Annotated in this window: 20 protein-coding genes, 1 tRNA gene and 1 pseudogene; 20 read left to right on the top strand and 2 right to left on the bottom strand. The window is 64.1% G+C overall.

Annotation, left to right across the window (positions count from 1 at the left end; translation table 11 throughout):
• Positions 1–46: 46 nt before the first annotated feature.
• Together WI26_RS10955 and WI26_RS10945 are read right to left on the bottom strand one after the other, a co-directional pair.
• Positions 47–2,152: pseudogene (locus WI26_RS10955) on the bottom strand (SulP family inorganic anion transporter); the annotation flags it as partial.
• A 499-nt stretch (positions 2,153–2,651) separates the two neighbouring features.
• Positions 2,652–3,164: a hypothetical protein gene (locus tag WI26_RS10945; protein WP_059468114.1), complete on the bottom strand. Its 513-nt coding sequence runs from the start codon at positions 3,162–3,164 to the stop codon at positions 2,652–2,654.
• Between the two features lie 191 nt (positions 3,165–3,355).
• Here WI26_RS10945 and WI26_RS10940 point away from each other — a divergent pair, with 191 nt between their 5' ends.
• The 20 genes from WI26_RS10940 to WI26_RS10845 all read left to right on the top strand — a co-directional run bounded on the left by WI26_RS10940 (position 3,356) and on the right by WI26_RS10845 (position 23,703).
• A complete protein-coding gene (locus WI26_RS10940) occupies positions 3,356–4,615 on the top strand; it encodes a branched-chain amino acid ABC transporter substrate-binding protein (RefSeq protein WP_069226402.1) in 1,260 nt (419 codons plus the stop codon).
• 119 nt (positions 4,616–4,734) lie between these two features.
• Positions 4,735–5,004 carry a 30S ribosomal protein S15 gene (gene rpsO / locus WI26_RS10935; RefSeq protein ID WP_006398792.1) on the top strand — a complete coding sequence of 90 codons (270 nt, stop codon included), beginning with the start codon at positions 4,735–4,737 and terminating at the stop codon, positions 5,002–5,004.
• 290 nt (positions 5,005–5,294) lie between these two features.
• Positions 5,295–7,442, top strand: coding sequence for a polyribonucleotide nucleotidyltransferase (gene pnp, locus WI26_RS10930; RefSeq protein WP_059468112.1), 2,148 nt, complete (start codon positions 5,295–5,297; stop codon positions 7,440–7,442).
• Between the two features lie 141 nt (positions 7,443–7,583).
• Positions 7,584–8,603 (top strand): NAD(P)H-quinone oxidoreductase, encoded by a 1,020-nt coding sequence (locus tag WI26_RS10925; protein WP_069225930.1) that lies wholly within the window; start codon positions 7,584–7,586, stop codon positions 8,601–8,603.
• Between the two features lie 140 nt (positions 8,604–8,743).
• Positions 8,744–9,499 (top strand): triose-phosphate isomerase, encoded by a 756-nt coding sequence (tpiA, locus tag WI26_RS10920; RefSeq protein ID WP_060190239.1) that lies wholly within the window; start codon positions 8,744–8,746, stop codon positions 9,497–9,499.
• A 72-nt stretch (positions 9,500–9,571) separates the two neighbouring features.
• Positions 9,572–9,949 carry a preprotein translocase subunit SecG gene (gene secG, locus WI26_RS10915; RefSeq protein ID WP_069225929.1) on the top strand — a complete coding sequence of 126 codons (378 nt, stop codon included), beginning with the start codon at positions 9,572–9,574 and terminating at the stop codon, positions 9,947–9,949.
• Between the two features lie 110 nt (positions 9,950–10,059).
• A tRNA-Leu gene (locus WI26_RS10910) sits at positions 10,060–10,144 on the top strand.
• A gap of 154 nt (positions 10,145–10,298) precedes the next feature.
• The gene (locus WI26_RS10905; RefSeq protein ID WP_059448012.1) at positions 10,299–10,658 is read left to right on the top strand and encodes an NADH-quinone oxidoreductase subunit A; all 360 of its coding nucleotides are present in this window, start codon (positions 10,299–10,301) and stop codon (positions 10,656–10,658) included.
• A 62-nt stretch (positions 10,659–10,720) separates the two neighbouring features.
• Positions 10,721–11,200, top strand: a complete 480-nt coding sequence (locus WI26_RS10900) for a NuoB/complex I 20 kDa subunit family protein (RefSeq protein ID WP_006398799.1) — start codon at positions 10,721–10,723, stop codon at positions 11,198–11,200.
• A 21-nt stretch (positions 11,201–11,221) separates the two neighbouring features.
• Positions 11,222–11,824, top strand: a complete 603-nt coding sequence (locus WI26_RS10895; protein WP_059468108.1) for an NADH-quinone oxidoreductase subunit C — start codon at positions 11,222–11,224, stop codon at positions 11,822–11,824.
• Between the two features lie 9 nt (positions 11,825–11,833).
• Positions 11,834–13,087: an NADH-quinone oxidoreductase subunit D gene (locus WI26_RS10890; RefSeq protein ID WP_059468107.1), complete on the top strand. Its 1,254-nt coding sequence runs from the start codon at positions 11,834–11,836 to the stop codon at positions 13,085–13,087.
• A 168-nt stretch (positions 13,088–13,255) separates the two neighbouring features.
• Positions 13,256–13,741: an NADH-quinone oxidoreductase subunit NuoE gene (gene nuoE, locus WI26_RS10885; RefSeq protein WP_009694121.1), complete on the top strand. Its 486-nt coding sequence runs from the start codon at positions 13,256–13,258 to the stop codon at positions 13,739–13,741.
• Complete coding sequence (gene nuoF / locus WI26_RS10880) at positions 13,738–15,048, top strand: NADH-quinone oxidoreductase subunit NuoF (RefSeq protein WP_006756904.1); 1,311 nt, start codon at positions 13,738–13,740, stop codon at positions 15,046–15,048. The genes nuoE and nuoF overlap by 4 nt, the downstream gene beginning before the upstream one ends.
• Positions 15,049–15,132: 84 nt before the next feature.
• A complete protein-coding gene (gene nuoG, locus WI26_RS10875) occupies positions 15,133–17,463 on the top strand; it encodes an NADH-quinone oxidoreductase subunit NuoG (RefSeq protein ID WP_069225928.1) in 2,331 nt (776 codons plus the stop codon).
• Positions 17,464–18,531 (top strand): NADH-quinone oxidoreductase subunit NuoH, encoded by a 1,068-nt coding sequence (nuoH, locus tag WI26_RS10870; RefSeq protein WP_063550150.1) that lies wholly within the window; start codon positions 17,464–17,466, stop codon positions 18,529–18,531. It abuts the gene before it with no gap.
• Positions 18,532–18,546: 15 nt separating this feature from the next.
• A complete protein-coding gene (nuoI, locus tag WI26_RS10865; protein WP_006398806.1) occupies positions 18,547–19,035 on the top strand; it encodes an NADH-quinone oxidoreductase subunit NuoI in 489 nt (162 codons plus the stop codon).
• 114 nt (positions 19,036–19,149) lie between these two features.
• Positions 19,150–19,800 carry an NADH-quinone oxidoreductase subunit J gene (locus WI26_RS10860; RefSeq protein ID WP_069225927.1) on the top strand — a complete coding sequence of 217 codons (651 nt, stop codon included), beginning with the start codon at positions 19,150–19,152 and terminating at the stop codon, positions 19,798–19,800.
• 18 nt (positions 19,801–19,818) lie between these two features.
• Complete coding sequence (gene nuoK / locus WI26_RS10855) at positions 19,819–20,124, top strand: NADH-quinone oxidoreductase subunit NuoK (RefSeq protein WP_004185739.1); 306 nt, start codon at positions 19,819–19,821, stop codon at positions 20,122–20,124.
• A 17-nt stretch (positions 20,125–20,141) separates the two neighbouring features.
• On the top strand, positions 20,142–22,196 hold the full coding sequence (gene nuoL, locus WI26_RS10850) for an NADH-quinone oxidoreductase subunit L (protein WP_059468104.1): 2,055 nt from the start codon (positions 20,142–20,144) through the stop codon (positions 22,194–22,196).
• A 16-nt stretch (positions 22,197–22,212) separates the two neighbouring features.
• Positions 22,213–23,703, top strand: a complete 1,491-nt coding sequence (locus WI26_RS10845) for an NADH-quinone oxidoreductase subunit M (protein ID WP_060321877.1) — start codon at positions 22,213–22,215, stop codon at positions 23,701–23,703.
• The last annotated feature ends 31 nt before the right edge of the window (positions 23,704–23,734 follow it).

The raw sequence follows: 23,734 nt of genomic DNA, 5'->3' as shown, positions 1-23,734 counted from the left end.
ACCCCGTGCGGCCTTGCGCCGCCCGGGGTGTTTTTTCATGCGCCGGTCATTCGGCCGCCGGCGCGCGGAACAGCCAGCGGCGCGCGGAGGGGCGGGGTGCCGGGCTGCGGCGGCGGAATTCGACCGCGATCCCGCGCCGCGGCGCATCGGCGACGAACGCGTCGAGCAGTTCCAGCACGTCGTGATCGATGTAGTCGGCGCGCGTCGCGTCGATGATCACGGCCGCGCGGTCGGGAATGTGCCGCAAGTGATGCTTGACCTGCACCTTGCCGAGGAACGACACGTCCTTGCGGAACGACAGCAGGAAATGGTCGTCGTGCTGCGCGAGCGTGACGGGGCTTTTCAGGTTCGCGACCGCGACCGCCAGCACGCTGCATGCGATGCCGAGCGCGATGCCGAATAGCAGATCGACCGCCAGCACGCCCGCGATCGTCGCGGCGAACGGCACGAACGCGGCCGAGCCCTGCTTCAGCACCGAGCGGAACAGCGCCGGTTTCGCGAGCTTGAAGCCGGTGTGGATCAGGATCGCCGCGAGGCTCGCGAGCGGGATCAGGTTGATCAGCCCGGTCAGCGCGAACACGCTGGCAAGCAGCAGGATCCCGTGCACGATCGCCGACATCCGGCTTTGCGCGCCCGCGTTCACGTTCACCGAACTGCGCACGATCACCGACGTGATCGGCAGCCCGCCGAACGCACCCGCGACGAGATTGCCGACACCCTGGGCCTTCAGCTCGCGGTCCGGCTGGGTCGGCCGGCGCTTCGGATCGATCTGTTCGACCGCCTCCAGGCTCAGCAGCGTCTCGAGGCTCGCGACGACCGCGAGCGTGATCGCGACGCGCCACACGTCCGGATTGACCAGCTGCGCGAAGTTCGGGCCGAACTCGGCGTGCTTCAGCGATGCCGCGAGTGCCGCGAACGATTCGAGCTCCGGCAGCGTGACGCGATGCGCGGCGCCCGGCGAGACCGACGGTGCAACGACGCCGAGCACGAGCGTCGCGGCGATGCCGAACACGACGACCGCGAGCGGCGCGGGCACCGAGCGCACCCAGCCGAAGCGCTTGAGCGCTGGCAGATCCCACGCGATGAGCAGCGCGAGCGAGACAAGTGCGATGGCCGTCGCGGCCCAGGCGGTCGGCAGGCTCGGCCATGACGCAAACGATTGCGCGGCCGCCCCGCCGATGCCGAATGCGAACGGAATCTGCTTGATGATCAGCAGCAGGCCGATCGCCGCGAGCATGCCCTTGATGACGGGCGATGGCACGTATGCGGCGAAGCGGCCGGCGCGGAGCATGCCGAAGCCGAACTGCAGCACGCCGGACAACAGCACCGCGAGCAGGAATGCGGAAAAGCTGCCGAGTTGCGCGATCCCTTCGACGACGATCACGACAAGGCCGGCGGCCGGTCCGCTGACCGACAGCGACGAGCCGCTCAGCAGCGCGACGACGATGCCGCCGACGATGCCGGACACGAGCCCGGCGAACGGCTCGACGCCGGACGCATTGGCGATGCCGAGACACAACGGCAGCGCGACGAGGAAAACGACGATGCCGGCGACGATGTCGCGCGGCAGCGTGGACAGGCGCTCGTTCAGTTTCATGGTTGGGGTGATTTCTTGGCGTAAGGGGGCGATCAGCTCAGTGCGGCGGCCATGGCGGCATGCTCCGCTTCGACCGGTGGTGTCGTGTAGCCGGAGTCGAGTTCCTTCAGGCGGCCGTCGGCGAGCGAAAAGATCCAGCCGTGCACGAGCGGCGGCCGCTGCCGGCCATGCACGATCGGCGACGCGCGCAGCAGCCGAACCTGTTCGAGCACGTTGAGCTCGGCCAGGCGGTCGGCGGCCGCCGTGTCGTCGAGTCCGTCCAGTGTGCCGCGATGGCGTCGTGCAAGCGCGCACAGCGGCGCGATGCGGCGCGCGACGTGCGGCAGGTCGGCGGGCGGCGGCAGCAGCGACGCACGCACGCCGCCGCATCCGTAATGGCCGCACACGATCACGTGATCGACTTCGAGCACGCGCACGGCGTACTCGAGCACGCTCGCCGAATTGTCGTCGTCGGGATGGAACAGGTTCGCGATGTTGCGATGGACGAACAGTTCGCCGGGCGCGCAATGCGTGATGGTTTCGGCTGGCACCCGGCTGTCGGCGCAGCCGATCCACAGCACGCGCGGGTTCTGGCCGCGTGCGAGTGCATCGAAGAAGCCGGGCGTATGCTCGTGCGTCTCGCGGGCCCAGGCGATGTTGGCAACCAGCATGCTCTTGGGGCGATTCATGAGGACTCCTTTCTGATAAGGGCAAACAGATACCGGACGAAGTGGAGCAATATGATGCTTTCTAAATTGAAAGGTTCAATTTCGTCCGATATTAGGGGTATGCCCTAACGTCTGGTGCCAATGAAACAAATTGTTTCAACTCGATCTGGCGTGGTGCAGCGCATGCACCAATGCAATGCATGACATGTGTCGTGCATGCCTGTTTCCCGCTGACGCCCGTGTGGCAAGGGATTCCGCATAATGCTTTCAGCGCAGCTTCGATCGGAAAGGATTGCCGCATCGAATGGGAAATTAATCGAATATGACCAAGAAATGAAAATGGCCATTCACGCAATAATTCGTAAATGGCCATTGTGAAAATTGCGTATAAAGCGCAATCGTTCCGATCAGAAGAGGTTGCGGCGGTCGGGGTCGTGCAGCGGGTCCGGCGTTTTCTGCGTGGTGCGCAGGATGCCTTGTTGGTCGAAGTAGAAGCTGTACATCATGTACCAGACGTTGTCTTCCAGATAGCGGTAGGTCCACACTTCGCGCTTCATCAGAGGGAAGTAGGACGTCTCGACCGGGCGGCCGAAATTGACGAGCACGTCGGTCTTGGTCCACTTGCCGATATCCGCGCGATAGAACTCGCTCGGCTGCAGCACCTGTCGGACGTTGACGATCCGGTGGGCCGCGTCGACGTCGGCCGCAATGGTGATTTCGCCCATCGGTTGAGTCGGCCACATCAGGCGCTTGCCGCCGCCGGGCAGGTCGTAGATCTCGCGCGGCGGCCCCATACGCGCGACGATCGCCGACTCGTCCTGGCCGGCCTGGTATTGCTGCCACGGTTGTGCGCAACCGGCAAGCAGCGCCGCCGCGCAGGCGACCAGCACCGGCAGGCGCACGGGAATGCGAATGCGCATGGGATTCTCCAGAGCTCTCTAACCGCTCAGTTGTATCACGGACGGCGCGCGTCGGCGCATCGCGCAGAAAAAATCGGTGCGGATCGTCGGCAGCGACCATCGAGGTGTCGCTTCGCGCCGCGCTTGCGGCCAGTAGCGCTCGCGGCCTATGATCCGCGCTTCTCGGACAGATATTGAAGGGCAAGGAGCCGATGCAGCTGTGGAAACGTTGCGCGCTCGCATTGAGCGTGGGGTGGCTGCTGGCGTCGTCCGCGTTCGCGGCGGGCGAGCCGGTGCGCATCGCACTGATCGAGGGCATGTCGGGCCCATTCGCGAACGCGGGCGCTGCGGTCGAGCGCAACCTGCGGTTCGGCGTCGAACAGGTCAATGCGGCGGGCGGCGTGAAACTGCGCGACGGCGCACACCCGCTCGAACTCGTCGTGCTCGACAGTAAAGGCAGCCCGGAGGAGGCGCTCGTGCAGTTGCGCGCGGCGGCGGACAGGCACATCGGTTTCGTTGCACAGGGCAACAGCTCGGTGGTCGCGGCCGCGCTCGTCGCGGCGCTCGACAAGCTGAATGCGCGCAATCCGGACAGCCGGATGCTGTTGCTCAACTATTCGGCCGACGATCCGGCGCTCACAGGTGCGCGCTGCAGCTTCTGGCATTTCCGCTTCGACGCGCATGCGGGGATGCGGATGGCCGCGCTGGCGGACGTGATGGCGCGCGACCGCGCGCTGCGCAAGGTCTACCTGCTGAATCAGGACTACAGCTTCGGTCACGACGTCAGCAGTCTGGCGCGGCAGGCGCTGGCCGAGCGGCGCCCCGACGTGACGATAGCCGGTGACGAATTCCATCCGATCGGGCGCATCAAGGATTTCTCGCCCTATATCGCGAAAATCCGGGCGAGTGGTGCGGACGCCGTCGTGACCGGCAACTGGGGCAACGACCTCACGCTGCTCGTGAAGGCGGCGCGCGAGCAAGGGCTGAACGCGAAGTTCTATACGTTTTATGGCAACAGCCTCGGCGCGCCTGCCGCGCTGGGCGATGCGGGCGTCGGGCGGGTGGTGGCCGTCGCGGACTGGCATCCGAACGCAGGCGGCGCGAAGTCGGACGCGTTTTACCGCGCGTTCCGGACCCGTTTTCCCGCCGCTCAGGACGACTACCCGGTGCGGCGCATGAGCCTGATGATCGAAATGCTCGCTGCGGCGATGACGCGGGCCGCTTCGGCCGATCCCGTCGCGGTGGCGCATGCGCTGGAGGGACTGGCGTTCGACGACGGCTTCCACGCGTCGACGATGCGCGCGCAGGATCATCAGCTGATCCAGCCCCTTTACGTGATGGAAATGGACAAGGCCGGCGCGCCGGGCGTGCGCTTCGACAACGAGGGCTCGGGATATGGCTTCCGGACGGTCCTCGCGGTGCCCGCGCAGCGCACGCAGATGGCATCGACCTGCTCGATGACGCGCCCGTGACAGGGGGCGGTAGGAACGACGTGCAGTTGTGCTACAATGCCCGCCGGTTGTAAGTCACGGCACGGCCATTCTTCCGTGTCCGCCTGTTCAGTTAGCAAGTAGGAAACAAAGGAAATCACATGTCTGTTGCAGATATCAAGAAGTCGGAAGTCGTTGCTCAGTTCGCCCGCGGTACCAACGACACGGGTTCGCCCGAAGTCCAGGTCGCACTGCTGACCGCACGTATCGTCGAACTGACGGGTCACTTCAAGACCCACGCGAAGGACCACCACAGCCGCCGCGGCCTGCTGCGCATGGTGAGCCGCCGCCGCAAGCTGCTCGACTACCTCAAGGGCAAGGATGCCGACCGTTACCGCGCGCTGATCGAGAAGCTGGGTCTGCGTAAGTAATCGAGGCGATTGCCGCCAGCAAGATGCCTGTGTCAGTCCGCTGATGCAGGCATTTTGTTTTTGCGCGGTGCGTAGCGTCACGCGCACCGCGGGCTGTCCGGCACGTGAGTGCCGGCTGCCGGAACGGCTGATACCGGGGTCGGGATTTGTGTCATTCCAGCGCGGCGCTCGTCGAGCGGCGCGCTGGAATGGCATAAAAAACACACCTTGCTCCGGGTGATTCGGTCGGGACGCCGCCGCACGGGATGGCCCGGGCGGCGAATGAAATGAATGAATTCAAAGGAGCAACCATGTCCATGTTCAACAAGGTCGTGAAGGAATTCCAGTGGGGCCAGCACAAGGTGCGCCTCGAAACCGGTGAAGTCGCTCGCCAGGCGAGCGGTGCCGTGATCGTCGACGTGGAAGACACCGTCGTGCTGGCAACCGTCGTCGGCGCGAAGTCGGCGAAGCCGGGCCAGGATTTCTTCCCGCTGACCGTCGACTACCTCGAAAAGACCTACTCGGCCGGCAAGATCCCGGGCGGTTTCTTCCGTCGCGAAGGCCGTCCGTCGGAGCACGAGACGCTGACGTCGCGCCTGATCGACCGTCCGCTGCGCCCGCTGTTCCCGGAAGGCTTCTACAACGAAGTGCAGGTCGTGATCCACGTGCTGTCCGTGAATCCGGAAATCCCGGCGGACATCCCCGCGCTGATCGGTGCATCGGCTGCGCTCGCCGTGTCGGGCCTGCCGTTCAACGGTCCGGTCGGCGCCGCGCGCGTCGCGTACATCGACAACGCATACGTGCTGAACCCGACGCGTGAGCAGCTCAAGGCATCGAGCCTCGATCTCGTCGTCGCCGGTACGGAGCGCGCGGTGCTGATGGTCGAATCGGAAGCCGACCAGCTGCCGGAAGACGTGATGTTGGGCGCGGTCGTGTTCGGCCACGAGCAGATGCAGACGGCGATCGACGCGATCCACGAACTCGTGCGCGACGGTGGCAAGCCCGAGTGGGACTGGCAGCCGGCGCCGAAGAACGAGGCGCTGATCGCGCGCGTGACGGAACTGGCCCACGGCGACCTGCTCGCCGCTTACCAGCTGCGCGACAAGCAGGCGCGCTCGACGAAGCTGAAGGAAGTCTACGCGGCGACCTCGGCGAAGCTCGAGGAAGACGCGCTGGCGGCCGGCACGGTCGCGGCCGACAAGGCTACCGTCGGCAACATCCTGTTCGACATCGAAGCGAAGATCGTGCGTTCGCAGATCCTGAACGGCGAGCCGCGCATCGACGGTCGCGACACGCGCACGGTGCGTCCGATCGAGATCCGCACTGGCGTGCTGCCGCGCACCCACGGCTCGGCGCTGTTCACGCGTGGCGAAACCCAGGCGCTCGTCGTTGCGACGCTCGGCACGAAGGGTGACGAGCAGATCATCGACGCGCTCGAAGGCGAATACCGCGAGCGCTTCATGCTCCACTACAACATGCCCCCGTTCGCAACCGGCGAAACGGGTCGCGTCGGCTCGCCGAAGCGTCGTGAAATCGGTCACGGCCGTCTCGCGAAGCGCGCACTGGTCAAGTGCCTGCCGAGCGCCGACGAATTCGGCTACTCGATCCGCGTCGTGTCGGAAATCACCGAGTCGAATGGTTCGTCGTCGATGGCGTCGGTGTGCGGCGGCTGCCTCGCACTGATGGACGCCGGCGTGCCGATGAAGGCGCACGTCGCGGGTATCGCGATGGGCCTGATCCTCGAAGGCAACAAGTTCGCGGTGCTGACCGACATCCTGGGCGACGAGGATCACCTCGGCGACATGGACTTCAAGGTGGCCGGCACGGAGCAAGGCGTGACGGCGCTGCAGATGGACATCAAGATCCAGGGCATCACGAAGGAAATCATGCAGGTCGCGCTCGCGCAGGCGAAGGAAGGTCGCATGCACATCCTCGGCAAGATGACGTCGGCAGTTTCGGGCGCGAACACGCAACTGTCGGAATTCGCGCCGCGCATGATCACGATCAAGATCAACCCGGAAAAGATCCGCGACGTGATCGGCAAGGGCGGTTCGGTGATTCGCGCGCTGACCGAAGAAACCGGCACGACCATCGACATCTCGGATGACGGCGTCGTGACGATCGCGAGCACGAGCAGCGAAGGCATGGCCGAGGCGAAGAAGCGCATCGAGAACATCACGGCCGAGATCGAAGTCGGCCAGGTGTACGAAGGCACGGTGCTCAAGCTGCTCGATTTCGGCGCGATCGTGAACCTGCTGCCGGGCAAGGACGGCCTGCTGCATATCTCGGAAATCGTCAACGAGCGCGTGAAGGACATCAACGACTACCTGAAGGAAGGCCAGCAGGTGAAGGTCAAGGTGATCCAGACGGACGAGAAGGGTCGCGTGCGTCTGTCGGCGAAGGCGCTGCTGAACGAAGCGGCGGCAGCGTCGCAGGCGGATACGCCGCCGCAGCAGTAAGCGGACAGGCGTGAGAACGGCCGGCAGTGCGAAAGCGTGCCGGCCGTTTTTTCTGTAGCATCGTTGTGCGGCGCAGCAGCGCCTGCGAGGCGCCCGTGCCGCGCGCGGGCGCGCCATCCGACTGATCCTGGAGCGACCACCATGAAAGCCATCGAAATCACCGAATTCGGCGCCCCCGACGTGCTGAAGCTCGCGGAGCGTCCGCGCCCCGAACCGAAGCGCGGCGAAGTGCTGATCAAGGTGGCGGCTTCCGGCGTGAACCGGCCGGACGTATTTCAGCGCAAGGGTGCGTATGCGCCGCCGCCGGGTGCGTCGGATCTGCCGGGCCTCGAGGTCGCGGGCGAGATCGTCGGCGGCGACCTGTCCGATGCGGCGCTGAATCCGTTCGGCCTGAAGCTGGGCGATCGCGTCTGCGCGCTGCTCGCGGGCGGCGGCTACGCCGAATATGCGGTCGTGCCGCTGCCGCAATGCCTGCCGGTGCCCGACGGGCTGACCGACATCGAGGCCGCATCGCTGCCCGAAACTTTCTTCACGGTGTGGAGCAACGTGTTCGACCGTGCGCTGCTCGGCGCGGGCGAAGGCGGCGAGCACGAAACGCTGCTCGTGCAGGGCGGTTCGAGCGGGATCGGCGTGACGGCGATCCAGATCGCCCACGCGCTTGGCTTTCGCGTGTTCGCCACGGCGGGGAATGCCGACAAATGCCGCGCATGCGAGGCGCTCGGCGCCGAGCGTGCGATCAACTACAAGACGGAGGACTTCGTCGAGGTCGTCAAGTCGCTGACGCACGATCGCGGCGTCGACGTGATCCTCGACATGGTCGCCGGCTCGTACGTGCCGCGCGAGCTGTCCGCGCTCGCGGATGGCGGCCGCCTCGTGCTGATCGCGCTGCTTGGCGGTGCAAAGGCCGAGGTCAACCTCAACGAAATCCTGCGGCGCCGGCTGACGGTGACGGGTTCGACGCTGCGCCCGCGTCCGGTCGAGTTCAAGGCGCGCATCGCCGCGCAGTTGAAGGCGCGCGTCTGGCCGTTGCTCGCGGACGGTCGCATCAAGCCGGTGATCTACCGTGTGCTGCCGGCCGGTGACGCCGCTCAGGCGCATGCGCTGATGGAGAGTGGGGAGCACATCGGCAAGATCGTGCTGGATTGGGGCGCGAACACGTGATGGCCGGGCGGCGGGCTTGACATGCGCGGTTTGACCGGTTCAAGCCGTGCGCAGTAAAATCGCGGGTTTGCTTCGCTAGATCCAACCTGACGGGCCGGATTCCGGCGCGTCAATGACAAGATAGTGACGAGACAGACACGATGTCGAAACAACGAACGAAGCGAGTGATCGGCAACTGGAAGATGCACGGCCGGCTGGCCGGCAACCAGGCATTGCTGAACGAAGTGGTGCAGGGCGTGGGCGCAGTGCCGGCCGAAACGTCGGTCGGCGTGTGCGTGCCGTTCCCGTACCTCGCGCAGGTTCAGGCGCAGCTCGGCGGCGGCCGTGTCGCGTTCGGCGCGCAGGACGTGTCCGCGCACGAGCAGGGCGCGTTCACCGGTGAAGTGGCGGCCGCGATGGTGGCGGAGTTCGGCGCGCAGTATGCGATCGTCGGTCACTCGGAGCGTCGCGCGTATCACGGCGAGCGCAACGAAACCGTCGCCGCGAAGGCGCAGCGCGCGCTCGCGGCGGACCTCACGCCCGTCGTGTGCGTCGGTGAAACGCTCGACGAGCGCGAAGCGGGCGCGACCGAGCAGGTGGTCGGAGCGCAGCTCGATGCGGTGCTGGCCGTGCTGACGGCCGACGAGGCGGCGCGCATCGTCGTAGCGTACGAGCCGGTCTGGGCGATCGGCACGGGCAAGAGCGCGACGTCGGCGCAGGCACAGGACGTGCACGCATTCCTGCGTGCGCGTCTCGCGGCGAAGGGTGCGGCGGACGTATCGGTGCTGTACGGCGGCAGCGTGAAGCCGGACAACGCGGAAGAGCTGTTCGCGCAGCCGGACATCGACGGTGGCCTGATCGGCGGCGCGTCGCTGAAGGCGGAAGATTTCCTGGCGATCTGCCGGGCCGCACGTTGAGCGGTCCGCGATCGAATTGAACCATGATGGCGACCGGTTGGTCCGGTTGCCTGATCCAATCGGGTGGGTGTGATGCTGTTATTCAAGACGCTGATTATTGTCGTGCAGGTGCTGTCTGCACTCGGTGTGATCGGACTCGTGCTGCTGCAGCACGGCAAGGGCGCCGACATGGGCGCTGCATTCGGCAGCGGCGCGTCGGGCAGCCTGTTCGGTGCTACTGGCTCCGCGAACTTCCTGTCGCGCACGACGGGTATTCTCGCGACGATCTTCTTCGTCGCGACGCTGGCGCTGACGTACCTTGGTTCGTACAAGTCGACGCCGTCGGCGGGTGTGCTCGGCACCGCCGCGACCGCGCCGGCATCGGCGCCTGCGGCGTCGGCGCCGGCCGTCGCCGCGTCTGCCGTCGCGGGTTCGGCAGCGAGCGCGCCGGGCCAGGACGTCCCGAAATAAAAAGTTAAATTTTTTGCGTTTGTGCGTTGAACAAATCTGGAACTCGGGTTAGAATTTAATTCTTGAAGCGATTCGCGGGAACAAGCAGTACAACCCGAGTTGCATGCAGTGCCGACGTGGTGAAATTGGTAGACACGCTATCTTGAGGGGGTAGTGGCGAAAGCTGTGCGAGTTCGAGTCTCGCCGTCGGCACCAAAGTTACTCAATGCCAGCCGCTTCTAGTGGCTGGCATTTTTCATTTGTGGGGTGTGCCTTGCGATTGTCTTGTGATCGCATGCACTCCGAAATGATTCCTTCCGCCGGAAGTGGTATTCTCCGGACGCTCAGAACCAACCGATAGAGGATTGCCTTGAACCTCGCAGCCTATTACCCCGTCTTGTTGTTCCTCCTCGTGGGCACTGGTTTAGGTATAGCGCTGGTCAGCATCGGCAAGCTCCTTGGTCCCAACAAGCCGGACGTCGATAAGAACGCACCGTACGAGTGCGGCTTCGAAGCCTTTGAAGACGCCCGGATGAAATTCGACGTCCGGTACTACCTCGTCGCCATCCTGTTCATCATCTTCGATCTCGAAACCGCATTCCTGTTTCCGTGGGGCGTCGCGCTCCGGGACATCGGCTGGCCGGGTTTCATCGCAATGATGATTTTTCTGCTCGAATTCCTGCTGGGCTTTGCCTATATCTGGAAGAAAGGCGGCCTCGACTGGGAGTGATGGGTTAATCGCCGGTTTGCATGGGCGGCCACGCTGGGCCGCTCGTCTGGAGTGGAAAGCAAATGAGTATCGAAGGGGTCTTGAAGGAAGGGTTTGTCACCACGACGGCTGACAAGCTGATCAACTGGACGCGTACCGGCTCGCTGTGGCCGATGACGTTCGGGCTCGCGTGTTGCGCCGTCGAGATGATGCATGCGGGCGCGGCCCGTTATGACCTGGACCGGTTCGGGGTCGTGTTCCGTCCGAGTCCGCGTCAGTCGGACGTGATGATCGTCGCCGGCACGCTGTGCAACAAGATGGCGCCCGCACTGCGCCGCGTGTACGACCAGATGGCCGAGCCGCGCTGGGTGATCTCGATGGGGTCGTGCGCGAACGGTGGCGGGTACTACCACTACTCGTACTCGGTGGTCCGTGGTTGCGACCGGATCGTGCCGGTCGACGTCTATGTGCCGGGCTGTCCACCCACAGCCGAGGCGCTGGTCTACGGCGTGATCCAGCTTCAGGCGAAGATCCGCCGCACCAACACCATCGCCCGTCAATAAAGCCCCGAGCGTCCCCTCAATATGGCAAGCAAAATCGAGACCCTCAAGGCAAACCTCGAAGCCGCGCTCGGCGCGCGCGTGGTGAGCCTCACCGAAGCGATCGGTGAACTGACGCTCGTCGTGAAGGCGAGCGATTACCTCGAAGTCGCAAAGATGCTGCGCGACGATCCGAAGCTCCGTTTCGAGCAACTGATCGACCTCTGCGGCGTCGATTACCAGACCTACGGCGACGGCGCCTACGACGGCCCGCGTTTCGCGGCCGTGTCGCACCTGCTGTCGGTTACGAACAACTGGCGCCTGCGCCTGCGCGTGTTCGCACCGGACGACGATCTGCCGATCGTGGCATCGCTCGTCGACATCTGGACCTCCGCAAACTGGTACGAGCGCGAAGCGTTCGACCTGTACGGCCTCGTGTTCGAGGGGCACCCCGATCTGCGCCGCATTCTCACCGACTACGGCTTCATCGGCCATCCGTTCCGCAAGGACTTCCCGGTGTCGGGCTATGTCGAAATGCGTTACGACCCGGAAGAAAAGCGGGTCGTCTACCAGCCGGTGACGATCGAGCCGCGCGAAATCACGCCGCGCGTGATCCGCGAGGATCGCTATGGCGGTCTGAAACATTAAGGGGGCGTCATGGCAGAAATCAAGAACTACACCCTCAACTTCGGCCCGCAGCACCCGGCAGCGCACGGTGTGCTGCGCCTCGTGCTCGAGCTCGACGGCGAAGTCATTCAGCGCGCCGATCCACACATAGGCCTGCTGCATCGCGCGACTGAAAAGCTCGCCGAAAACAAGACCTTCATTCAGTCCGTGCCGTACATGGACCGTCTCGACTACGTGTCGATGATGGTCAACGAGCACGGCTACGTGCTCGCGATCGAGCGTCTGCTCGGCATCGACGTGCCGGAGCGCGCGCAGTACATCCGCGTGCTGTTCGACGAGATCACGCGCGTGCTGAACCACCTGATGTGGATCGGCGCGCACGCGCTCGACGTCGGCGCGATGGCGGTGTTCCTGTACGCATTCCGCGAGCGGGAAGACCTGATGGACGTGTACGAAGCGGTGTCCGGCGCCCGGATGCACGCGGCGTACTACCGTCCGGGCGGCGTCTACCGCGACCTGCCTGACGCAATGCCGCAATACAAGGCGTCGAAGATTCGCAACGAGAAGGCGCTCGCGAAGATGAACGAAGCGCGCAGCGGCTCGGTGCTCGATTTCATCGACGACTTCTTCGCGCGTTTCCCGAAGTGCATCGACGAGTACGAAACGCTGCTGACCGACAACCGGATCTGGAAGCAGCGTCTGGTCGGGATCGGCGTCGTCAGCCCGGAACGCGCGCTGCAGATGGGCCTGACTGGCCCGATGCTGCGCGGTTCGGGTATCGCGTGGGACCTGCGCAAGAAGCAGCCGTACGAAGTGTACGACCGCATGGATTTCGACGTGCCGGTCGGCGTGAACGGCGATTGCTACGACCGCTATCTGGTGCGGGTCGAGGAAATGCGCCAGTCCGTCCGCATCGCGAAACAGTGTATTGAGTGGCTCCGCAAGAATCCGGGCCCGGTGATGACCGACAATCACAAGGTTGCGCCGCCGTCGCGCGTCGGCATGAAAACCAACATGGAAGACTTGATTCACCACTTCAAGCTCTTCACCGAAGGTTTTCACGTGCCGGAAGGCGAGGCGTACGCGGCGGTCGAGCATCCGAAGGGCGAGTTCGGCATCTACCTCGTGTCGGACGGTGCGAACAAGCCGTATCGCCTCAAGATTCGTGCACCGGGCTTCGCGCACCTTGCGTCGCTCGACGAAATGGCGCGCGGGCACATGATTGCCGACGCCGTCACGATCATCGGTACGCAGGACATCGTGTTCGGCGAAATCGATCGCTAATGGTTGCGCCGCCCGCGCGAGCGGGCGGCGAGCAGTAAGTCACACGCGATGCGCGCTGAACCGGCGCGGCTTCGCAAGCTGTCAACAGTGAGCGCCAGGTCTGCCGTCCTTGCACAGCAGTGCGGCAGGTTGTTCGTTCGGTAGGAATTGAAAGAGTCGTGTCTGAAAATGATCTCAGCTGAAGGCCTGAAGGAAATCGATCGAGCGTTGACGAAGTATCCCGCCGATCAGAAACAGTCCGCCGTAATGTCGGCGTTGGCCGTCGCTCAGGAAGAGCACGGCTGGCTGTCGCCCGAACTGATGCAGTTCGTCGCGGACTATCTCGGCATGCCGGCCGTCGCCGTGCAGGAAGTCGCGACGTTCTACACGATGTACGAGCTCAAACCGGTCGGCAAGCACAAGATCACGCTTTGCACGAACCTGCCGTGCCAGCTTGGCCCGCACGGTGGCGCGGAAGCGACCGCCGACTACCTGAAACAGAAGCTGGGCATCGACTTCGGCGAGACCACGCCCGACGGCAAGTTCACGCTGAAGGAAGGCGAATGCATGGGCTCGTGCGGCGACGCACCGGTGCTGCTGGTGAACAATCACAGAATGTGCAGCTTCATGAGCCGCGAGAAGATCGACCAGCTGCTTGAGGAGCTCTCGAAATGACGTCCCTCCACGACCGTCACATCAAACCGCTGATCCTCGCTGGTCTGAACGGCGAGAACTGGCATCTCGAAGACTACGTCGCGCGCGGCGGCTACAAGCAGCTGCGCCGCATTCTCGAAGAAAAGATTCCGCCGGAGCAGGTGATCGCCGACGTGAAGGCGTCGGGCCTGCGTGGCCGTGGCGGTGCGGGCTTCCCGACCGGCCTGAAGTGGAGCTTCATGCCGCGCCAGTTCCCGGGGCAGAAGTACCTCGTCTGCAACTCGGACGAAGGGGAACCGGGCACGTTCAAGGATCGCGACATCCTGCGCTGGAATCCGCATGCGCTGATCGAAGGCATGGCCATCGGCGCGTACGCGATGGGCATCACCGTCGGCTACAACTACATCCACGGCGAAATCTTCGAAGTGTATCGACGCTTCGAGGCCGCGCTCGATGAAGCGCGTGCCGCGGGTTTCCTCGGCGACAACATCATGGGCTCGGAATTCTCGTTCCAGCTGCACGCGCACCACGGTTACGGCGCGTACATCTGCGGCGAGGAAACGGCGCTGCTCGAGTCGCTCGAGGGCAAGAAAGGCCAGCCGCGCTTCAAGCCGCCGTTCCCGGCGAGCTTCGGCGTGTACGGCAAGCCGACCACGATCAACAACACCGAGACGTTTGCCGCGGTGCCGTTCCTGCTGTCCATCGGGCCGCAGAATTACCTCGAGATCGGCAAGCCGAACAACGGCGGCACGAAGATCTTCTCGGTGTCGGGCGACGTCGAGCGTCCGGGCAACTATGAAGTGCCGCTCGGCACGCCGTTCGCGACGCTGATGGAGCTCGCCGGCGGGATGCGCGGCGGTCGCAAGATCAAGGCCGTGATTCCGGGCGGTTCGTCGGCGCCGGTGATCCCGGGCGACATCATGATGCAGACCGATCTCGATTACGACTCGATCGCGAAGGCGGGCTCGATGCTCGGCTCCGGCGCGGTGATCGTGATGGACGAGACGCGCTGCATGGTGCGTTCGCTGCTGCGCCTGTCGTACTTCTACTACGAGGAATCGTGCGGCCAGTGCACGCCGTGCCGTGAAGGCACCGGCTGGCTGTATCGCGTCGTGAATCGTATCGAGCACGGCGAAGGGCGCCAGGAAGATCTGGACCTGCTGAATTCGGTTGCCGAGAACATCATGGGCCGCACGATTTGCGCGCTCGGCGATGCGGCGGCGATGCCGGTACGCGGGATGCTCAAGCATTACTGGGACGAATTCGCGTACCACGTCGAGCACAAGCACTGCATGGTCGGCGGCCACGCGCACGCGGCGGCAGCCTGAAGCGAAGCACCGGTTGCGGAATTTGAGCGCACGGTCGGGCGAACGCGCGAACGGGCGGAAATAGGTTAAGGACCATTCACCATCATGGTTGAACTTGAAATAGACGGCAAGAAGGTCGAGGTGCCCGAAGGCAGCATGGTGATCCAGGCTGCGCACAAGGCGGATACGTACATTCCTCACTTCTGCTATCACAAGAAACTGTCGGTCGCGGCCAACTGCCGGATGTGTCTCGTCGAAGTCGAGAAGATGCCGAAGGCCGTGCCTGCCTGCGCGACGCCCGTGTCGGCCGGCATGATCGTGCGCACGCAGTCCGACAAGGCCGTGAAGGCGCAGCAGTCGGTGATGGAATTCCTCCTCATCAACCACCCGCTCGACTGCCCGATCTGCGATCAGGGCGGCGAATGCCAGCTGCAGGATCTGGCGGTCGGCTACGGCAAGTCGTCGTCGCGCTACTCGGAAGAAAAGCGCGTGGTGTTCCACAAGAACGTGGGGCCGCTGATCTCGATGGAAGAAATGTCGCGTTGCATCCACTGCACGCGCTGCGTCCGCTTCGGCCAGGAAATCGCCGGCGTGATGGAGCTCGGCATGCTGGGCCGCGGCGAGCATTCGGAAATCACGACGTTCGTCGGCAAGACGGTCGACTCCGAACTGTCGGGCAACATGATCGACCTGTGCCCGGTCGGCGCGCTGACCAGCAAGCCGTTCCGCTACAGCGCCCGGACGTGGGAACTGTCGCGGCGCAAGTCGGTGAGCCCGCACGATTCGGTCGGCGCGAACCTCGTCGTGCAGGTGAAGAACAACCGCGTGATGCGCGTGCTGCCGTTCGAGAACGAAGCGATCAACGAATGCTGGATCTCGGACAAGGACCGTTTCTCGTACGAAGGCCTGAACAGCGAAGAGCGCCTGACGAAGCCGATGCTCAAGCAGGGCGGCCAGTGGATCGAAACCGACTGGCAGACCGCGCTCGAATATGTCGCGAAGGGCCTGAAGGGCATCGCCGCGGATCACGGCGCGAACGCGCTGGCGATGCTCGCGAGCGCGCACAGCACGGCTGAAGAGCTGTTCCTCGTGAAGCAACTCGCCAACGAACTGAAGACGCCGAACGTCGACTTCCGTCTGCGTCAGCAGGATTTCTCGGCACCGGTCCAGGGCGCGCCGTGGCTCGGCATGCCGATCGCCGACCTGTCGAACGTGGATGCCGCGTTCGTCGTCGGTTCTTTCCTGCGCCGCGACCACCCGCTGTTCGCCGCACGCCTGCGTCAGGCCGCGAAGAATGGCGCGAAGCTGCACTTCCTGCACGCGACCGCCGATGACTCGCTGATTCCGACCGCGAAGCGCATCGTCGCCGCGCCGTCGGCATGGCTCGACGAACTGGCTGGCGTCGCTGCCGCCGTTGCGCAACTGCGCGGCGTAGCGCTGCCTGACGCGCTCGCGGGCGTTACCGCGTCGCCGGCTGCGCAAGCAGTCGCCCAGTCGCTCGCGAACGGCGAGCGCCGCGCGGTGCTGCTCGGCAATGCAGCCGTCCGCCACCCTCAATTCGCGAAGCTGCACGCGGTCGCGCAGTGGATCGCCGACAACACCGGCGCCACGTTCGGTTTCCTGACGGAGGCGGCGAACACGGTCGGCGCGCACGCCGTCGGCGCACTGCCGGGCGAAGGCGGCCTGAACGCACGCGAAGCGTTCGCGCAGCCGCGCAAGGGCTACGTGCTGCTGAACGTCGAACCGGAATTCGACACGGCGGATCCGGCACAGGCGCTTGCCGCGCTGAACCAAGCCGAAATGGTCGTCGTGATGTCGCCGTTCAAGCACGGCCTCGATTACGCCGACGTGCTGCTGCCGATCGCGCCGTTCACGGAAACGGCAGGCACGTACGTGAACGCGGAAGGCTCGGTGCAGAGCTTCAACGGCGTCGTGCGCCCGCTCGGCGACACGCGTCCGGCGTGGAAGGTGCTGCGCGTGCTCGGCAGCCTGCTCGGCCTGCCGAACTTCGAATATGAAACTGCGGAAGAAGTGCGTCTCGCGGCGCTCGGCGACGCAGGCGTCGCGAACCGTCTGTCGAACCAGACGTCGGTCGCGCCGGCACGCGTCGCGGCAGCTGCCGCGAACGGCGGCTTCGAGCGCCTCGCCGACGTGCCGATCTATCATGCCGACGCCCTCGTGCGCCGCGCGGGTGCGCTGCACCTGACGGCCGCCGCGAAGGCTGCGAATGCCGCAGCCCTGCCGGCCGGGCTGTTCGACAAGCTGGGCTTGAAGGAAGGCGACGCGGTACGCGTGCGCCAGGGCGAGCGCGCGGTGCAGTTGCCGGCCGTGCGCGACGCGAATCTTGCGGAGACGGTCGTTCGCGTGTCGGCGGCGACGCCTGCCGGCGCAGCGCTCGGCAGCCTGTCCGGTGAACTGGTGGTGGAGAAGGCGTAAATGAGCTTGTTCGATACGATCAACGCGGGCGGAGCCCAGCTTCTCGGCGTCGCGTGGCCGACGGTGTGGGCCCTCGTGCGCATCCTCGTCGTCGCCGTCGTGATCCTGCTGTGCGTCGCGTACCTGATTCTGTGGGAACGCAAGCTGATCGGCTGGATGCACGTGCGTCTCGGCCCGAACCGCGTCGGCCCCGGCGGCTTGCTGCAGCCGATCGCCGACGTGCTGAAACTGCTGCTGAAGGAAGTCATTCAGCCGAGCGCAGCGAGCCGCTGGCTGTACCTGATCGCGCCGGTCATGACGGTCGTGCCGGCGTTCGCCGTGTGGGCAGTGATCCCGTTCCAGGCCGAAGCCGTGCTCGCGAACGTGAATGCGGGCCTGCTGTATGCGATGGCGATCTCGTCGATCGGCGTGTACGCGGTGATTCTCGCCGGCTGGGCGTCGAACTCGAAGTACGCGTTCCTCGGCGCGATGCGCGCCGCGGCGCAGATGGTGTCGTACGAAATCTCGATGGGCTTCGCGCTCGTGCTCGTGCTGATGACGGCCGGCAGCCTGAACCTGTCGGAAATCGTCGGCTCGCAGCAGCACGGCTTCTTCGCCGGCCACGGTGTGAACTTCCTGTCGTGGAACTGGCTGCCGCTGCTGCCGGCGTTCGTCGTCTACTTCGTGTCCGGCATCGCCGAAACGAACCGTCACCCGTTCGACGTGGTGGAAGGGGAGTCGGAGATCGTCGCAGGTCACATGATCGATTACTCGGGCATGGCGTTCGCGCTGTTCTTCCTCGCCGAGTACATCAACATGATCGTGATCTCGGCGCTGGCCGCGACGCTGTTCCTCGGTGGCTGGGACGCACCGTTCGAATTCCTGTCGTTCATTCCGGGCATCTTCTGGCTGGTGCTGAAGGTATTCGCGCTGCTGTCGGTGTTCATCTGGGTGCGCGCGACGTTCCCGCGCTACCGGTACGACCAGATCATGCGTCTGGGCTGGAAGGTATTCCTGCCCGTCACGGTGATCTGGGTGGTCGTGGTCGGCTTCTGGATGATGTCGCCGCTCAACATCTGGGTGAAGTAAAGATCGGACGAAATCATGACGGCAATCCAACACTTCTTTAAGACCTTCTTCCTGACGGAACTGCTGAAGGGGCTCGCGCTGACCGGTCGTTACACGTTCCGGCGCAAGTTCACCGTGCAGTTCCCGGAAGAGAAGACCCCGATTTCGCCGCGTTTCCGCGGGCTGCATGCGCTGCGCCGCTATGAAAACGGCGAAGAGCGCTGCATCGCGTGCAAGCTCTGCGAGGCCGTGTGCCCCGCGCTGGCGATCACGATCGAGTCGGAAACGCGCGCGGACAACACGCGCCGCACGACACGCTACGACATCGACCTGACGAAGTGCATCTTCTGCGGTTTCTGCGAAGAAAGCTGCCCGGTCGATTCGATCGTCGAGACGCAGATTCTCGAGTACCACGGCGAGAAGCGCGGCGACCTGTATTTCACGAAGGAAATGCTGCTCGCGGTGGGCGATCGCTACGAGAAGGACATCGCTGCGGCGAAGGCCGCCGACGCGCCGTATCGTTGATTGTGTTTGCAGTGCCGGCCCGGCATGAACGGGCCGAGCCGCCGCGACGGGTGCGGCACGCGAGAGCGTCCCGCAAGCCGCGCCTGACTATGGCCTAACGATGAACCGGTAATCATGGAATTCACGACCGTACTGTTCTACATCTTCGCGCTGCTCCTGGTGGTATCAGGGCTGAAGGTGATCACTTCGCGCAACCCGGTGGCGTCTGCGCTTTTCCTTGTGCTGGCGTTCTTCAACGCCGCCGCGATCTGGATGCTGCTGGAAGCGGAGTTCCTCGCGATCCTGCTGGTGCTGGTGTACGTGGGCGCCGTGATGGTGCTGTTCCTGTTCGTCGTGATGATGCTGGACATCAACATCGATTACCTGCGCCGCGACTTCAAGCGCTTCGTACCGATGGCGACCGTCGTCGGCGCGATCATCGTGGTCGAGACCGCGCTGATCCTGTGGCGGGGCTACGGCGACACGCACACGGTGCACGCGATGGCGACAGGCGCGATGGCCGACTGGTCGAACACGCGCCTGATCGGCAAGGTGATCTACACCGACTACATCTTCGCGTTTGAAATCGCCGGCCTGGTGCTGCTGGTCGCGATCATCGCCGCGATCGGGCTGACCGAGCGCAAGGGCAAGGACAGCAAGCGCCAGCGCGTGTCGGATCAGGTCAAGGTGCGCCGCGGCGACCGCGTGCGCCTCGTGAAGATGGAAGCGGAAAAGCCGCAGCCGGAAACGGCTCAGAGCGAAGCCGGTTCGAGCACCAACGGCTAAGCGGAGGAAAAGAAAACCATGCTGACTCTTGCTCACTACCTCGTGCTCGGCGCGATCCTCTTTGCGATCGCGATCGTCGGGATCTTCCTGAACCGCCGCAACATCATCATCATTCTGATGGCGATCGAACTGATGCTGCTGGCGGTGAACACCAATTTCGTCGCGTTCTCTCACTACCTCGGCGACGTGCACGGCCAGATATTCGTGTTCTTCGTGCTGACCGTCGCCGCAGCGGAAGCCGCGATCGGTCTCGCGATTCTGGTGACCCTGTTCCGTAAGCTCGACACGATCAATGTCGAGGATCTCGATCAGCTCAAAGGTTAATTTCAGGCAACGCTGTTATGTCAACGACACTCAATGAAAACCTGCTGCTGGCGATTCCGCTCGCTCCGCTGGCCGGCTCGCTGATTGCGGGGCTGTTCGGGAACGCAGTGGGGCGCAAGGGCGCACACCGGATCACGATCCTCGGCGTATTGATCGCGTTCCTCCTGTCGGCGAAAGTCTTCCTCGACGTGATGGGCGGCGCGAGCTTCAACGCGACCGTCTACGAATGGATGAACGTCGGCTCGCTGAAACTCGAAGTCGGCTTCCTCGTCGATTCGCTGACCGCGATGATGATGGTCGTCGTGACCTTCGTCTCGCTGATGGTGCACGTGTACACGATCGGCTACATGTCGGAAGAAGACGGCTACCAGCGCTTCTTCTCGTACATCTCGCTGTTCACGTTCTCGATGCTGATGCTCGTGATGAGCAACAACTTCCTGCAGCTGTTCTTCGGCTGGGAAGCGGTGGGTCTGGTGTCGTACCTGCTGATCGGCTTCTACTTCACGCGTGAGAGCGCGATCTACGCGAACATGAAGGCGTTCCTCGTGAACCGCGTGGGCGACTTCGGCTTCCTGCTGGGCATCGGCCTGCTGCTGGCGTTCGCGGGCTCGATGAACTACGGCGAAGTGTTCGCGAAGCGTGCCGAGCTCGCCAGCCTGCACTTCCCGGGCACCGACTGGGGCCTGCTGACCGTCGCCTGTATCTGCCTGTTCATCGGCGCGATGGGTAAATCGGCGCAGTTCCCGCTGCACGTGTGGCTGCCCGACTCGATGGAAGGCCCGACCCCGATCTCCGCGCTGATTCACGCGGCGACGATGGTGACGGCTGGCATCTTCATGGTGTCGCGCATGTCGCCGCTGTTCGAGCTGTCGGATACCGCGCTGTCGTTCATCACGGTGATCGGCGCGATCACGGCACTGTTCATGGGCTTCCTCGGGATTGTCCAGAACGACATCAAGCGTGTCGTCGCGTACTCGACGCTGTCGCAGCTCGGCTACATGACCGTCGCGCTCGGCGTGTCCGCTTACCCGGTCGCCGTGTTCCACCTGATGACGCACGCGTTCTTCAAGGCGCTGCTGTTCCTTGGCGCCGGTTCGGTGATCATCGGCATGCACCACGACCAGGACATGCGCAACATGGGCGGCCTGCGCAAGTACATGCCGATCACGTGGATCACGTCGCTCGTCGGTTCACTGGCGCTGATCGGTACGCCGTTCTTCTCGGGCTTCTACTCGAAGGACTCGATCATCGACGCGGTGAAGCTGTCGCATCTGCCGGGTTCGGGCTTCGCGTACTTCGCGGTCGTCGCGAGCGTGTTCGTCACGGCGCTGTACTCGTTCCGCATGTACTTCCTGGTGTTCCATGGCGAAGAGCGCTTCCGCAAGCCGAAGCATCCGGAATCGCCGATGGGCATGGCGGCCGCGCACGGTCACGACGATCACGGCCATGGCCACGGTCATGACGACCACGCGCACGAGCCGCACGAGACCCCGTGGGTCGTGTGGGTGCCGCTGGTCCTGCTGGCCATTCCGTCGGTGATCATCGGTGCGATCGCGATCGGCCCGATGCTGTTCGGCGACTTCTTCCAGCACGGCGTCGCGTTCGACAAGGTGATCTTCATCGGCGAAAACCATCCGGCGCTGGCCGAGATGGCCGAAGAGTTCCACGGCTGGGTGGGCATGGGCCTGCATTCGGTGTCGGGCCTGCCGGTGTGGCTGGCGCTCGCCGGTGTCGTCGTCGCGTGGTTCCTGTACCTGAAGCGTCCGGAGCTGCCGGCGTCGATCCGCCGCGCATTCGGTCCGATCTACACGCTGCTCGACAACAAGTACTACATGGACAAGATCAACGAAGTGGTGTTCGCCCGTGGTTCGGTGGCGATCGGCCGCGGCCTGTGGAAGGAAGGCGACGTCGTCGTGATCGACGGCCTCGTCAACGGCAGCGCCCGGTTCATCGGCTGGTTCGCCGGCGTGATCCGCTTCCTCCAATCCGGTTACATCTATCACTACGCGTTCGCCATGATCATCGGCATGCTGGGGCTCCTGACCCTGTTTGTAACGCTCGGCGGCAAATAAGGCGGGGGGACAACTAATGCACGCTTTTCCGATTCTCAGTACCGCGATCTGGTTGCCGATCGTTTTCGGCCTCCTCGTGCTCGCGGTGGGTAACGACAAAAATCCGGGGACGGCCCGCTGGGTCGCGCTGATCGGTTCGCTGCTCGGTCTCGCGGTCACGATCCCGCTGATCACGGGCTTCGACTCGAGCACGGCTGCGCTGCAGTTCGTCGAGAAGTCGACCTGGATCGAACGCTTCGACATCTCGTATCACCTTGGCGTCGACGGCATCTCGATGTGGTTCGTCGTGCTGACCGCGCTGATCACGGTGATCGTCGTGATCGCCGCATGGGAAGTGATCACCGAGAACGTCGCACAGTACCTCGCGGCGTTCCTGATCCTGTCCGGGATCATGATCGGCGTGTTCTCGGCGGCCGACGGCCTGCTGTTCTACGTGTTCTTCGAGGCGACCCTGATTCCGATGTACATCATCATCGGCGTGTGGGGCGGCCCGAACCGCGTGTACGCGGCGTTCAAGTTCTTCCTGTACACGCTGGCCGGCTCGCTGCTGATGCTGGTCGCGCTGATCTACCTGTACACGCAGACGCATTCGTTCGATCTCGCGACGTGGCAGAACGCCAAGATCGCGATGACGCCGCAGATCATGCTGTTCATCGCATTCTTCCTTGCATTCGCGGTGAAGGTGCCGATGTGGCCGGTGCACACCTGGCTGCCGGACGCGCACGTGGAAGCGCCGACGGGCGGCTCGGTCGTGCTGGCGGCGATCATGCTGAAGCTCGGCGCGTACGGTTTCCTGCGTTTCTCGCTGCCGATCACGCCTGACGCAAGCCACTTCCTGGCACCGGTCGTGATCACGCTGTCGCTGATCGCTGTGATCTACATTGGCCTCGTCGCGATGGTGCAGGCCGACATGAAGAAGCTGGTCGCGTATTCGTCGATCGCGCACATGGGCTTCGTCACGCTCGGCTTCTTCATCTTCAACCAGCTCGGCGTCGAAGGCGCGATCGTCCAGATGATCTCGCACGGCTTCGTGTCGGGCGCGATGTTCCTGTGCATCGGCGTGCTGTACGACCGCGTGCACTCGCGCCAGATCGCCGATTACGGCGGCGTCGTGAACGTGATGCCGAAGTTCGCGGCATTCGCGATGCTGTTCTCGATGGCCAATTGCGGCCTGCCGGGTACCTCGGGTTTCGTCGGCGAGTTCATGGTGATTCTCGCGGCCGTCCAGTACAACTTCTGGATCGCGTTCGGCGCGGCATTCACGCTGATCCTCGGCGCGGCCTACACGCTGTGGATGTACAAGCGCGTGTACTTCGGCGCGGTGGCGAACGATCACGTTGCCAAGCTGAAGGACATCGGCCGTCGCGAATTCACGATGCTGGCCGTGCTCGCCGCGTTCACGCTGCTGATGGGCCTGTATCCGAAGCCTTTCACCGACGTGATGCACGTTTCCGTGGAAAACCTCCTCTCCCACGTCGCGCAGTCGAAGCTGCCGCTGGCCCAGTAATCGCGAGCGGAGGAAATCAAGATCATGAACG

It is taken from the genome of Burkholderia diffusa (genome assembly GCF_001718315.1).
GTDB classification, from domain to species: Bacteria; Pseudomonadota; Gammaproteobacteria; order Burkholderiales; family Burkholderiaceae; genus Burkholderia; species Burkholderia diffusa_B.
This window is presented reverse-complemented; position numbering and strand designations above follow the sequence as displayed.

Bases quoted from the DNA above. Each gene is read 5' to 3' on its own strand.
- WI26_RS10945 (WP_059468114.1), bottom strand. From the start codon at position 3,164: ATGCGCATTCGCATTCCCGTGCGCCTGCCGGTGCTGGTCGCCTGCGCG.
- WI26_RS10940 (WP_069226402.1), top strand. From the start codon at position 3,356: ATGCAGCTGTGGAAACGTTGCGCGCTCGCATTGAGCGTGGGGTGGCTG.
- rpsO (WP_006398792.1), top strand. From the start codon at position 4,735: ATGTCTGTTGCAGATATCAAGAAGTCGGAAGTCGTTGCTCAGTTCGCC.
- pnp (WP_059468112.1), top strand. From the start codon at position 5,295: ATGTCCATGTTCAACAAGGTCGTGAAGGAATTCCAGTGGGGCCAGCAC.
- WI26_RS10925 (WP_069225930.1), top strand. From the start codon at position 7,584: ATGAAAGCCATCGAAATCACCGAATTCGGCGCCCCCGACGTGCTGAAG.
- tpiA (WP_060190239.1), top strand. From the start codon at position 8,744: ATGTCGAAACAACGAACGAAGCGAGTGATCGGCAACTGGAAGATGCAC.
- secG (WP_069225929.1), top strand. From the start codon at position 9,572: ATGCTGTTATTCAAGACGCTGATTATTGTCGTGCAGGTGCTGTCTGCA.
- WI26_RS10900 (WP_006398799.1), top strand. From the start codon at position 10,721: ATGAGTATCGAAGGGGTCTTGAAGGAAGGGTTTGTCACCACGACGGCT.
- WI26_RS10895 (WP_059468108.1), top strand. From the start codon at position 11,222: ATGGCAAGCAAAATCGAGACCCTCAAGGCAAACCTCGAAGCCGCGCTC.
- WI26_RS10890 (WP_059468107.1), top strand. From the start codon at position 11,834: ATGGCAGAAATCAAGAACTACACCCTCAACTTCGGCCCGCAGCACCCG.
- nuoE (WP_009694121.1), top strand. From the start codon at position 13,256: ATGATCTCAGCTGAAGGCCTGAAGGAAATCGATCGAGCGTTGACGAAG.
- nuoF (WP_006756904.1), top strand. From the start codon at position 13,738: ATGACGTCCCTCCACGACCGTCACATCAAACCGCTGATCCTCGCTGGT.
- nuoG (WP_069225928.1), top strand. From the start codon at position 15,133: ATGGTTGAACTTGAAATAGACGGCAAGAAGGTCGAGGTGCCCGAAGGC.
- nuoH (WP_063550150.1), top strand. From the start codon at position 17,464: ATGAGCTTGTTCGATACGATCAACGCGGGCGGAGCCCAGCTTCTCGGC.
- nuoI (WP_006398806.1), top strand. From the start codon at position 18,547: ATGACGGCAATCCAACACTTCTTTAAGACCTTCTTCCTGACGGAACTG.
- WI26_RS10860 (WP_069225927.1), top strand. From the start codon at position 19,150: ATGGAATTCACGACCGTACTGTTCTACATCTTCGCGCTGCTCCTGGTG.
- nuoK (WP_004185739.1), top strand. From the start codon at position 19,819: ATGCTGACTCTTGCTCACTACCTCGTGCTCGGCGCGATCCTCTTTGCG.
- nuoL (WP_059468104.1), top strand. From the start codon at position 20,142: ATGTCAACGACACTCAATGAAAACCTGCTGCTGGCGATTCCGCTCGCT.
- WI26_RS10845 (WP_060321877.1), top strand. From the start codon at position 22,213: ATGCACGCTTTTCCGATTCTCAGTACCGCGATCTGGTTGCCGATCGTT.